This is a genomic window from Arthrobacter sp. DMZ02-1R, assembly GCF_057747935.1.
The window spans coordinates 731282-743774 of record NZ_CM173230.1 but is presented as its reverse complement, the minus strand read 5'-3'; the positions used below and the strand labels follow the sequence as shown (position 1 = coordinate 743774).

The following is a 12493-nucleotide window of genomic DNA, read 5'->3' as shown; positions in this document are numbered from 1 at the left end:
CCTCTAGTCGGGACTGACCGAGGGGCTCCGGTGTTGGCCCGGCTTGATCATCTCGAACTGTGGGATCTCATCCGCGCTCGGCCCGCCGCGGAACTTCGGAGAGGGCTCCCGCCCTTCGCTGATGCGTTCGATTTCTTGTTCCTCAAAGACGTCCTCGGCTCCGAGCATGATCGCGGAATCCTCGTTGGTGATTTCACCGCGGAAGGCACGGAGCATAACGGAACGGTCGAACTGGCCCTCCCATTTCGCGACGACGAACGTGGCTACGCAGTTGCCTAGAAGGTTGACGACGACGCGCATCGAGTCCATGAGGCGGTCGGCGCCGAGGAGCAGGGCGACGCCTGCAACCGGGAAGATGCCGAGCGCGGCCGCCGTAGCGGACAGTGCCAGGAACGACGAGCCCGGTACGCCGGCCATGCCCTTGGACGTCAGGAGCAGGACGCCCAGGGCTGCCAACTGTTGCCCGAGGTCGAGGTGATGACCGAAGGCCTGGGCCAGGAACAGCAACGAGATCGAAAGGTAGATCGCGGCGCCGTCGAGGTTGAATGAGTAGCCCGTGGGGACAACCAGGCCTGTGGTGGCACGGGAGCAGCCGGCATTGGTCAGCTTGGTCATGATGCGCGGCATGACGGCTTCGGTGGATGCCGTGCCAAGTGCGAGGAGGAATTCCTCACGGGTGTACTTCAGGAACTGCCACAGGGGCACCCGGGCGAAGCTCCAGGCCACGAGGAACAGCAGGCCGATGAAGACGATGGCTGCCCCGTAACAGGAGGCGATCAGGAGCGCATACGTCCCCAGGGTGTCCAGTCCGTACTGGCCGATGATGAAAGCCATGGCACCAAAGGCACCAATGGGCGCGACTTTCATGATCCAGGACATGATCTTGAAGATCAGTTCCAGGACGGTTTCCATGAGGCTGATGACCGGGAGGCAGCGCTCACGCCCGATGACGACGATTGCCGCGCCAAAGAAGACCGAGAAGAAGAGGACCTGCAGCAGGCTGTTGCTTGCGAAAGCGCCGATCACAGACGTGGGAATGATGTCCAGGAGGAAGGAAGCCGCGTCCTTGGGCGGGGCAGTCCCGGTCTTTGCGTTCAGCGCATCCTGGGAGAGAGTGCTGGGATCGATGTGCAGTCCAGCACCCGGCTGGACAAGGTTTCCGACAATCAGGCCGAAGACCAGTGCGAAAAGCGTGGCGCCGGTGAAGTACAAGAGGGCCTTGACCCCGACCCTTCCGACCGCCTTGACGTCGCCCACTGCCGAGATTCCCGTGACGATCACGAGGAAGATCAGCGGAGCGATGATCATCTTGATGAGTTGAATGAAACCATCGCCCAGTGGCCGGAGGGTGGACCCGATGTTCGGCCAAAAATGGCCGATGAGTACACCTGCGACGACGGCGATCAGAATTTGGAAGAAGAGCGACTTGTACAGTGGCTTCTTCTTCCGCGGGGCCGAACTCGCCTTCAGCGCCGCAGAGTCTGGGAACTTCATTGATCTGAACCAATCATTTGGGAACAGCCCCCGATTTCGGGGATGAAATCAATGTAATCCCGCTCACACGATTCCACAAGAGGGAATCTAATTTTCATATTGTGGAAAAGATGCCATCATGAATGGATTCTTTGTGCCTGTGCAAGCCCCGAGCCAAGAGCATACTGAGGGCATGACCGACCGCGACGACTTCCTGGACTGGGTGAAGTCCGCGCTGCACCAAGCGGAACTGGCTGCCGACACTGTCACCGAGTGAACACCCTGTAGCCGCGCTCTGAGTCGAAGCCATGGATTTCACGGGTGTCCAAGGCAGCCATGAACTCCAGCGTCTGGCTGGTGATGACCTGGCCCGGAACAAGGATGGGGAAGCCCGGAGGGTAGGGGGTGACGAATCCGGCCGAAACAACTTCCTCGCCTTCCGCGATCCTGGCCTTGAGGTCGTCGGCCGACAGGTAGGTGGTTGATCCGTCTTTGTAGCTCTCGAAATAGGCGGCACGGATGTCCCCATCGGGACTGAGCGGATCCCGCCGAAAGCGCCTCGCGAACCTGCTGAAATCGGGCAACGGCGGAGTGGCTCCCGTGAGGCCCTCGGCGGGGCCGGCGTCTGCCGTTTTCGGCGCCGGCCATTCCTCCTCGAAAGACTCGGCGAGCTTGACCAGGACTTCGATCAGGTAGGCGACGGCGCTGCGGGACGTGCCGATGTTGGTCATGAAGAGCACGGTGTTACGGGAGGTCTTGTTGACTTGGATCCCGTGCTTGTCGGCGAGATACCGGTGCCGGAAAGTGTCGCCGTCGACCCCTGTCCGGCTGATGTCCAGCGTGAGGCGGCTTGGGTCGACGACGAACTCGTCGTGCAGCCAGGCGTCCGCCAGTGCTGCCAGCCCATCCCGGAGCGGCATGGCACTGCCGGTTTCCCGATAGGGCGCCGCAATGAGGTCCCTCGACGTGAGGACCCGGAAGTATTTCTTCAGCAGGGGGTGGCGGGCCACTGCCTGGGCAACGATGGTTGCCAGATCCGCCTGTTTCTGGACCAGTCCGAAACCCTCAAGCTCCACCTGGCGGCGGCCGATGTCGAGCGAAGCAAGGATCTGGTAATTGGGCGATGTGGAGGTATGGGTCATATATGCTTCGCGAAACGACTCTTGGTTATTCTCACTGAAGTCTTGGTCGAAGACATGGATCATGGATCCCTGACGTAGCGAGGTGAGGGTCTTGTGGGTGGACTGCGTGGCGTAGACGCGCAGCCGCGCTTTCGCTGGATCCGGGATCAGCCGGGTCTTCAGCCAGAGTTCATCATCGGCGGGCGCGCCCGTCACCGCGTCGTGGAGCGATGCCGCCTGTTCGGCGTGCCTGGCGACATAGCCGGGATCACTGAATGAGGCCTCGAGCTTCCTCGCCGCGGCCATGGCCGTCCTGCGCCGGAAGACGGGGTGGGACCGGGCGAAGGCGAACCAGGCTTCGTCCCAAAGGAAGACGAGGTCCGGCTTGATGGCCAGGCATTCTTCCATGACACGTTCTACGTCATAGACGATGCCGTCGAAGGTGCAGTTGGTCAGCGTGATCATCTTGACTTCGTCCAGGCGCCCGGCACATCGGTAGGCCAGCAATCGGGCCTTGATGGTGGCCAAGGGTACGGCACCGTAGAACGCGAACTTGTCCAGCGGGTAGGCGTCCAAGTAGGAAACCTGGGCTCCGGCGAGGACGAAAGCGTAGTGGTGGGATTTGTGGCAGTTGCGGTCGACGAGGACCACATTCCCTGGAGCAAGGATGGACTGATGGACGATCTTGTTGGCAGTGGACGTTCCATTGGTGACGAAGAAGGTCTTCTGGGAACCGAAAGCACGCGCCGCCAAGTCCTGGGCCTCCTTGATCGATCCGTGCGGGTCCAACAGCGAATCGAGGCCTCCCGACGTTGCGGACGTCTCGGCCAAGAGAAGGTTCATCCCGTAGAAATCGGCCATGTCGCGGATCCAGGGCGAATTACCCACCGAGCCGCCGCGAGAGATCGGCAAGGCGTGGAAGACGCTGGCCGGCCGCCGGCTGTATTCCTGTAGCGCGGTGAAAAACGGGGTCCTGTACCGCTCGGCGACACCCGACAACAGCGATAGGTGCAGGTCGAGATTGTCTTGCCTGCGGAAAATCCTGCGGAACCGCTTCGTCAGTGAACCCGCGAGGCTCTCCATGGCGACACCGGCCACCAGGTACACATCCAGTTCGGGGCGTAACTCGGAGATCTGTTCGGCCAGGCTGAGGAACCTGCCTAGCGGTGGCGTCCCGGCAAGTTCAGGGCTCACGAGGCCGGCAAGGTATTTCCTCAGGTCGCGGCCAAGCGGCTGGCTGCTGCCGATGGTGAATCCGGGGCGGAGAATGCACGCCTGGATGGCAGGGTTCAGGATCAAGGCAACCAGCGCATCCACGTAGCTGGGAACCACGATGAGTTCATAGGTGAAGGCATCGGACGGCCTCCGCTGGGCCAGCATTTCCGCTCTCAGCGCTTCGGCTTCTTGTTCGGTGATGTCGTCGACAAACAGGACCTCGAACCGGGGCCGCTCGCTCGCCGGCCGTTGCTCCCGGGAGCCTTCGTCCTGAACACCCGGGATGGAGCGCCCGGCCCCGGGCTGCCCTGATTCCGGGCCGATTCGGCCCGGAATGGCTGGTCCCGGACTGACGGTAGGCATCAGGTGGGACATTCCGCGGATCATCTCCAGCCCGGCGTCGTAATCACCGGATTCCACGCAGTCGAGTAACGGCGCCAACGCGGCGAGCCCCGGCGCTGCCCAATACAGTTCCATCGCCTGAAGAAGGCGCAGCGCCTGAACGGCTTGGTCCTGCAGTCCGGAGCGCGGCGGCGTTCCCGTGCCGCCCTTTGCCAGCTGCTTGAACGCGTACCCGAGAAACTCCCACGCGTCGGCGCGCGAACGCCACGCGCTGCTGGGCGTGCCGATGTCCCGCTGGCTTCGCTTGGTCAGGGTGGCGCTGTTGTTTCGGGGCGTGATGCCGGGCAAGGTGGTTCCGCTTTCCATCAATTCGTTGTGCATCAGGAGCGTTGGCCGCCCTGGGAGAAGGAGCCGACGACGACGGGCAGGTCGCCAGTGTGGCTGCGTCGGGCCTCGGCTGCCTCCAGGATCCGTTCGCGGCAAGCGAACCAGCCGGCAATGAGCAGGGGTATCAGGAGCAGCAGGGAAGCGAGCACCCAGCGCCCGGTCTCCGAGAAGCCCATCGTGACGAGAACGAAGGCAAGGAAGGCGAGCGTGAGGTATGAGGTGAAGGGGGCTCCGAAGAGCCGGAATGACGGACGAACGGCCTTGCCGAGCCTGACCCAGGTCTGAAGCTTGATGTGGCACAGGATGATGGTTGCCCAGCCGCCGATAATCCCGATCGCAGACACCTCGAGAACGATCTCAAACACTTGGGACGGCACCAGGGCATTCAGGCCGACGCCAAGAAGAGTGATCACCGCTGTCAGCAGGATGCCGCCATACGGCACCCCCGATTTGCTCATCCTGGCGGTGAACTGTGGCGCGGAGCCATTGACCGCCATGGACCTCAAGATCCGGCCCGTGGAATAGAGGCCGGCGTTGAGACTCGACAAAGCCGCTGTCAGGACAACGAAGTTCATCACGGATGCCGAAACAGCCGCGGCATGGGGATCTCCGAGATGGGAAAAGAAGGTGACGAAGGGCGATTCGCCGGATTTGTACGCGGTGAAGGGCATGAGCAACGAGAGGAGCACCACGGAACCGACATAGAAGAGTGCGATCCGGAAGACCACCGTGTTGACGGCCTTGGGCATCACCTTTTCCGGGTTGGCAGTTTCGCCTGCAGCCGTACCAACAAGTTCAATCGCGGCATACGCGAATACGACGCCGCTGATCGCGAGCAGGGGCGCCACGGCTCCCGTCGGGAAGGCTCCGCCGTGGTCCAGGATCACGCCCAGCCCGGGAACGCCGATGTCGGTCTTCCCGCCAAAGACGATGAAGCAGACCCCGACGACGAGGAAGGCTACCAGTGCAGTCACCTTGATCATGGCGAACCAGAATTCCATCTCGCCGAAGATCTTCACGGAGACGAGGTTGAGGGCCAGGACAATGACGAGGGCGCAGAGTGCGATCAGCCATTGCGGGATTGTTTGCAGCGGCACCCAGAATTGCCCCCAGAATTTGACGTAAAGCGCCACGGCCGTGACATCGACAATCGAGGTCATAGCCCAGTTCAGAAAGTACAACCAGCCTGCCGCGTAGGCCAGCTTCTCGCCATAGAACTCCCTGGCGTAGGACACGAACGAACCCGAGGATGGCCTGTGGAGAACCAGTTCGCCAAGGGCGCGCAGAATCAGGAACGCAAAGAACCCGCAAAGGGCGTAGACGAAGATCAAGGCCGGACCGGAACCATTCAATCGGCCACCCGCCCCCATGAAGAGGCCCGTTCCGATCGCGCCCCCGATCGCTATCATTTGGATCTGCCGGGGTTTGAGGGTCTTGTGGTAACCAGCGTCCTCGCTTGAAAAATCCTGGGCAGCGGTTGAACGGTCGCCAAGAAGCTCCCGGTTGTTTTCCAGCGAATCAGCGAGATCAAGCCCGGCAATCTGAGCCCCGGCGATCGGGCTCGGCGCAGGCGGGTTCAGTGTGCGTTTCATTCCAGGGGTCTCCTTTGACTCCGGTTCCGCGGGTGCGGTTGCATGCTCCAGAACTTGTCCCCCTGCTGACGCGTGGAATCACAGCTACACTGCTGGATCGTCAGAGGAGGGGACGGAAACAACTCTAGGTTCCGGCGGAAGGGAAGGAACTGTCTGGCCAGCTAAATTCGCCCGATCCCCGTTGTGCGTGAATGACAACTTCATTCCGCCAGAGTGCGAGTAGTGTTCATGGCTGTGAGCGCGGCTAAGCCGCTTAGAGGAAGTGAATACGGGTGGCACCCCATGAATCTGCCGAGCATGTCATTGGCGCCATGCTCAGCGACATACTTGAAGACATTGGCGTCGACAACGGGCAACTGCTGGTTCCTCCCGGAACGGACAACGGCACGGTTCGTGAAACGGTGATCGTGGACGCCGAGGACGAGGCGCCGGTCCAACACGGGAGCTTGGTCCTGCTGATCGGAGTCCGGGGTCGCGCGGCATTGCCCGGCATCCGGAAGCTGATTCCGGACTACCCTGCCGCCGTCGCGGTGAAAGGGAACGAGGAGGACCTGGACGCCGTCCGGGAAGTGCTGCTTCCCACCGGAATCGGCCTGATCGCAGTGTCTCCTGCAATGAACTGGGGCACGCTGGAGAGCGTCGCCAAGAACCGCATCCAGGAGCCTGCATTTTCCACCGACGCCTCCACGATCATTCACCGGGATCTCTTTGCGATCGCCCAGACCACCGCGACCCTGGCCAACGGCCACGTGGTCATTGAGGATCCGGCAAACCGCGTCCTCGCGTACTCACCGGCCTCCAACGACGTCGATGAACTCCGCAGGCTCTCCATCCTGGCCCGGCGTGGACCTGAGCGTTACCAAAAACTGTTGAAGGAATCAGGGGTCTACAAGCACCTGCAAGCGGCCGAAGCTCCCATCCATATGGAAGCCAACCCGACGGAAGGTCTCCGGGAGCGCGTGGCGATCGGTATCCACGCAGGCAACAGGATCCTGGGGTACATCTGGCTTCAGGAAGGGAAGGAACCCCTCGCTCACAACACGGACAAGCTCATGGTTGGAGCGGCACGGCACGCGGCCATAGAACTGGTCCGGCACCGCAACGAGCAATCCCAGGCACTACGGCGCGACCGGATCTCCAGCCTGCTCAGCGGCACTCCCCAGATCCATTCCCAGGCACAGTCCGCGGGCATCGATCCATCCAAGCCGGCAGCCCTCGTCCTGATTTCCGCCCAAGGCGACGACGAGACGGCAGCGGGCTTGCAACTGCGGCGTGGCGAGTTGGCCAATGTGGCATCGATCCATGCGGCCGCCTACCGTCCCGGTGCCGTGGTGGGAGCCATCGGCCTGGAAATAGCCATGATTCTTCCTGACCTTGACCCCATAAAGTCTCCGCCGGCCATCAACCGCCTCATCAACGTCATTGTCCGGGATGCGAGGGTCCACCTGCACTGCCAGGTGCAGGCCGCCGTCGGGCCCGTCGTCGAACGCCTGGACGCATTGCATGGCACGCTGGAGCACGTCCGCAGTGTACTAAAGGTCCTGGAAAGCACGCCCTCGATCCACGTGGCGTCCTACGCGGACGTGGAAACGACCGTTCTGACGAAGGAATTGCTGGAGCTTCTGGCTTCGAGGACCGACCTTCGGCATGGAGGGATCTCCCTGCTGTGCAGCAAGTACCCCGAGTTCGCCACTACGCTGTTGACCTACCTTGAATTCTTCGGTGATGTGAACCGGTGCGCGGAAGAACTGGCCGTCCACCGGAATACGGTCCATTACCGGCTGCGGCGAGCCTGCGAAGTGGCCGGCATCGACCTCCACTCCGCAGAGCAACGGCTGCTCGCACACCTTCAGCTGAGGCTGTGGAACCACTCCGAAGGACGGCGCTAAGAAACATGGATCTCCAGAATCTCCTTGACGACATTGCCGGCACGGTTCAGCCCTTGCTCGGCCAAGGAGCGCCCGCAGACTACATCCCGAGCCTGGCCGCGGTGGATACCAAGCAATTCGGCATTTCCGTGGCAACCTCCAGCGGTGACGTGTTCTCCTCCGGCGACGCTGACGTTCCCTTCTCGATCCAAAGCATTTCGAAGGTCTACGCCCTCGCCCTGGTGCTGGCCGGGGACGGCGACCGCATCTGGAAGCGCGTGTTCCGGGAGCCATCCGGCAATCCGTTCAATTCCCTGGTACAGCTGGAACACGAAGACGGAATTCCGCGGAATCCGTTCATCAATGCCGGCGCCCTGGTTGTCACCGACAGGCTGCTCAGCATCGCGGGTGACTCGCCATCTCCCGTCCGGGAATTGCTCCGGCAAGAAAGCGGCAACAGCTCTATCGATGCCGACCCCGTAGTGGCCGCTTCGGAGGCGGAGAACAGTCACCGCAACGCCTCGCTGGCACACTTCCTGGCCAGCTACGGAAACCTCGAAAACCCCGTGGACTCGGTCCTCGAGGCCTACATCAACCAGTGCGCCCTGGAAATGAACTGCACCGATTTGGCCCTTGCGAGCAGGTTCCTGGCCAATAACGGGCTGCGCGGGGACGGCACACCGCTGTTGTCCCCGTCCCAGACCAAGAGGATCAACGCCGTGATGCTCACATGCGGCACCTACGACGCCGCGGGCGAATTCGCCTACCGCGTGGGACTCCCGGGCAAGAGCGGGGTAGGCGGCGGCATTGTGGCTGTGGTGCCCAACAGATGCACCATCTGCGTCTGGAGCCCTGGCCTGGGGCGATCCGGGAATTCGCTGGCGGGCGTTGCCGCCCTGGATGAGTTCACCACCCGCACGGGCTGGTCGATCTTCTAGCCCGGCGCTGGGCTTCTAACCGCGCCGAGCTAGCCGCGTCCCACGAACGGCATCCCCGCCGCGGTCACCACCACTGAACCAACATTGGCCGACGCCGGCATATTGGCCATCATGAGCACCGCCCGTGCGGCATCCTCCACAGGAAACATTGGCTCCACGCGTCTACTCCCATCGGCCTGGAGCGCCCCCGAGCCCACGCCGATGGTGTCCATGATTTCGGTGCGCGTGTTGCCGATATCGATCTGCCCGCAGCTGATACCAAAGGGGCGCCCGTCCAGCTCAATGCTCTTGGTCAGGCCGCTCATGGCGTGTTTGCTCACCGTGTACGCAACGGACAATGGCCGCGGCGAATGGGCCGAGATTGAGCCGTTGTTGATGATGCGCCCACCTTGCGGTTCTTGCGATTTCATGGTCCGCACAGCCTCGGCCGCGCACAGCATGGAGCCCGTGACATTCACGGCCAGCGTGGCATCCCAATCGGCCACGCTGATCTCGTCCACGCCTCCGGAAGGACCGAAGATGCCAGCGTTGTTGAAAAGGACGTCGACCCTCCCCCAGCGCCGGCGGGCCGCGGCGAAAAGGCGCACGACGTCGTCGGGCACTGTCACATCGCACGGCACCGCAAGCGCCTCCGGGTGGCCGTCAGCGGTCTCGAGAAGCTGCGCTTCCCGGCGACCGGCGAGGGTAACGCGGTAGCCCTCGGCCAACAGAAGCCGGGAGACTGCCCGCCCGATCCCGGAACCTGCTCCGGTGACGACGGCGACCCGGGGCTGGGTGGGGATGGTTTCGCTCACGCGGTTCTCCTGGTTGTTGAACTAGTGCGCGGCGGGTGCATCCGCCGTCGTCGTGTCTGTGATCGTCAGCGGCCAGCCTATGACCGTCTTGGGGCGCGGCGTGGCGTAGGTCCGGACCTTGGACGTGGAGAGGCCCAGGCGGACCAGCGACTCGGCGATGGTCACCGCGGCGGCCACTCCATCCACTACCGGGACGCCACAACGTTGGCGGATCTGCTCGTCGAGCCCGGCCATGCCTCCGCAGCCGAGGACGATCACTTCTGCCTTGTCCTCACGCACGGCCCGTTCAGCCTGTTCCACAATGGCTTCCACAGCGCGGTCCGGGTATTCCTCGAGTTCCAGCACGGCCATCCCGCTCGCACGGACCGAGGCGCAGCGGGCGTCCAGCCCGGCAAGCTTCAAGCGATCCTCGATGAGCGGAACCGCACGATCCAATGTGGTGACCACCGAGTATTTGTGGCCGAGGAACATCGCAGTACTGGCAGCGGCCTCGGTGATGTCGACCACCGGGACGTCGAGGAGCTCCTGAAGCCCCTCGCGGCCGTGCTCGCCGTAACCCGCCTGGATGACGGCGTCGAACGGTTCTGGGTAATTGACCACGCGGTCCATTACAGCGATGGCGGCAAGGTAGCTTTCAAAGTTCCCTTCGCAGGAATCGGCGCCGAACCGTGGGGTGATGCCGATGATTTCAGTGCCCGGACCCGCGACGTTTCGAGCCTGGGCCGCGATGGAGTCCGTCATGGATTGGGTTGTGTTGACGTTTGCGACGAGGATTCGCATGGGTTCCTCCTTGATTGGGTTGCCTGGTAGCCGGGTTAGCCCAACTGACTCGCAGTCGTTGTCGTTTTGACGAGCCAAAACGACATTAACTGCGAGTCAGTTGAGTATTAGTGGTTGCTGACGACGGCGATCGACTCACCGGAGATGTCGCTGTGCTGCTGCTTCTTGTCTGCAAGCAAGTAGTAGAACAACGCCCCGATGCCGGCGCCGAAGAACCAGGCGAACGGTGCTGCGGCCTCCAGTGCGGGTACGAATGCAATCAGGATGGCGACGACGGCGGCCGGAACCATGGCGGCGATCGCCCGGGGGTTGACGCCACGCTTGTAGAAGTAAGTGCCGGAAGGGTGGTCCGTGTAAAGGTCGAGGACATTGACCTTGCCGCGGCGCAGGAGCCAGTAGTCGGCCATCACGACGCCGAACAGCGGTCCGAGCAGCGCGCCGAGTCCGCCCAGGAAGTACACGATCACCAGGGGGTTGTTGTAGAGGTTCCACGGCAGGATGATCAGGCCGATGGTGCCGCTGACCCAGGCTGCCTTGCGGAAGTTCAGGTGCTTGGGGAAGAGGTTGGTCAGGGCGTAGACAGGTGCCACGAAGTTCGCCATGAGGTTCACTGCGATAGTCAGGATCAGCAAGGCAAGGCAGGCCAGGACCAGGAAGAGCGTGTTGGGGATGCTCTGCACGATGTCCGAGGGGCTTTCAATGATCTTGCCGTTGATCTTGTACTGGCCGCCGGCCATGATGACCACGATTGCGCCGAATAGGAGCATGTTGATCGGGATGCCCCAGAAGTTGCCGCGGACAATCGACTTCTTGGACACCGAGGAACGGGTGAAGTCGCAGAAGTTCAGGACGAAGGTGCCGTAGATGGAGACCCAGAGGGCGCCGCCGGCAAAGATCGTGCGCCACATCTCGCCGCCTTCGAGTCCCTTGATGCCGGACCACTGGATGGCACCCCCGGCCTCGACGAAGACCCAGATGGCAATGGCCAGCATGGTGACGAGAATGATGGGGCCAGCGAAGGCCTCGTACTTGCGGATCATTTCCATGCCGAAGCTGACAATGACCAACTGAACAATCCAGAGCGATACGAAGGCGATCCAGCCGAGCGTGGATAGGCCCAGGATGGAGTTGGCATCCAAGTCCTTGAGTCCTGGGAACATGGCGACAAGCATGACGCGGAGCACCACCGAGGCTAGGTAGGTCTGAATTCCAAACCAGGCAATGGCCACGGCCCCGCGGACCAGGCTGGCGAGCTGAGCGCCCCGGATGCCGAAGCTGATCCGGCTCATCACCGGGAAGGGAACGCCCGTCTTCTGGCCCATGAAGCCGGAGAAGGTCAGGAGGGTGAATAGCAAAACTGCGCCAATGCCAAGGGCCACGAGGATTTGCCACCCGCCCAGGCCAAGCGAGAAGAGGCCGATGGCGAACGCATAGTTGCCAAGGCTGTGGACGTCGTTGGCCCAGAGGGTGAAGATGCTGTAGCTGGTCCAGCGCCTGCCCTCTTTCTTGGTGGGGGCAAGGTCCAGGTTGTAAAGGCTGGGGCTGATGGTGCGGCCTGCTGCGACGGACGCTACATCGCAGAGCGTTTCATTTCCTACTGACGGATGTACCGAACTGCCAGGCAGTATGGTCTGCTCCGAAGCCGTTGTGACGCCGACTGGGGGAGTCGATTGCATCGTGTATCTCCACTTCTTTGTGGTGCTTCAACTAGGCTTCCGAGACGCTGTGAGAGGATGTGAAGCTTTTTCGCATCGTGGAATCTAGTTATTGAATAGTGAAATAACTTTATGAGCCAGGTCACCTTTGGTCAAGGGCTTCACTCCCGACGGCGGTCACAATCGGCCATCTGGCGCCGCGTGGCCTCGCGAGGACCAGCCTCTGCGGCGCTAGATTGACGCTTGGCGAACGCATAGCTAATCTCGAAATACAGAATTTTATTCTCACAATACGAAATTTCCATGCACGTTTCAGCGCGCACTACAG

General features: G+C 62.0%; 9 protein-coding genes. 3 read left to right on the top strand and 6 right to left on the bottom strand.

All coding sequences use genetic code 11. The features are described from left to right. Positions 1-3: 3 nt before the first annotated feature. Positions 4-1494, bottom strand: coding sequence for a cation:dicarboxylate symporter family transporter (locus AC3ANQ_RS03470; protein ID WP_488303827.1), 1491 nt, complete (start codon positions 1492-1494; stop codon positions 4-6). Positions 1495-1612: 118 nt separating this feature from the next. Here AC3ANQ_RS03470 and AC3ANQ_RS03465 point away from each other — a divergent pair, with 118 nt between their 5' ends. Next, positions 1613-1750, top strand: coding sequence for a hypothetical protein (locus tag AC3ANQ_RS03465; RefSeq protein ID WP_488303826.1), 138 nt, complete (start codon positions 1613-1615; stop codon positions 1748-1750). On the opposite strand, the gene AC3ANQ_RS03460 is transcribed toward AC3ANQ_RS03465, so the two are convergent. Together AC3ANQ_RS03460 and AC3ANQ_RS03455 are read right to left on the bottom strand one after the other, a co-directional pair. Continuing rightward, positions 1740-4517, bottom strand: a complete 2778-nt coding sequence (locus tag AC3ANQ_RS03460) for an aminotransferase class I/II-fold pyridoxal phosphate-dependent enzyme (RefSeq protein WP_488303825.1) — start codon at positions 4515-4517, stop codon at positions 1740-1742. The two genes, AC3ANQ_RS03465 and AC3ANQ_RS03460, sit on opposite strands and share 11 nt — an antisense overlap. A 14-nt stretch (positions 4518-4531) precedes the next feature. Beyond that, the gene (locus AC3ANQ_RS03455) at positions 4532-6130 is read right to left on the bottom strand and encodes an amino acid permease (RefSeq protein ID WP_488303824.1); all 1599 of its coding nucleotides are present in this window, start codon (positions 6128-6130) and stop codon (positions 4532-4534) included. A 272-nt stretch (positions 6131-6402) separates the two neighbouring features. Here AC3ANQ_RS03455 and AC3ANQ_RS03450 point away from each other — a divergent pair, with 272 nt between their 5' ends. Beyond that, positions 6403-8019 (top strand): PucR family transcriptional regulator, encoded by a 1617-nt coding sequence (locus tag AC3ANQ_RS03450; protein ID WP_488303823.1) that lies wholly within the window; start codon positions 6403-6405, stop codon positions 8017-8019. Positions 8020-8024: 5 nt separating this feature from the next. Further along, a complete protein-coding gene (locus AC3ANQ_RS03445) occupies positions 8025-8936 on the top strand; it encodes a glutaminase (RefSeq protein ID WP_488303822.1) in 912 nt (303 codons plus the stop codon). Between the two features lie 29 nt (positions 8937-8965). On the opposite strand, the gene AC3ANQ_RS03440 is transcribed toward AC3ANQ_RS03445, so the two are convergent. From AC3ANQ_RS03440 to AC3ANQ_RS03430, 3 genes are all read right to left on the bottom strand, one after another. Then, complete coding sequence (locus tag AC3ANQ_RS03440) at positions 8966-9730, bottom strand: SDR family oxidoreductase (RefSeq protein ID WP_488303821.1); 765 nt, start codon at positions 9728-9730, stop codon at positions 8966-8968. A gap of 21 nt (positions 9731-9751) precedes the next feature. Further along, complete coding sequence (locus tag AC3ANQ_RS03435; RefSeq protein WP_488303820.1) at positions 9752-10510, bottom strand: aspartate/glutamate racemase family protein; 759 nt, start codon at positions 10508-10510, stop codon at positions 9752-9754. A gap of 107 nt (positions 10511-10617) precedes the next feature. Next, positions 10618-12186: an NCS1 family nucleobase:cation symporter-1 gene (locus AC3ANQ_RS03430; RefSeq protein ID WP_488303819.1), complete on the bottom strand. Its 1569-nt coding sequence runs from the start codon at positions 12184-12186 to the stop codon at positions 10618-10620. Positions 12187-12493: the final 307 nt, after the last annotated feature.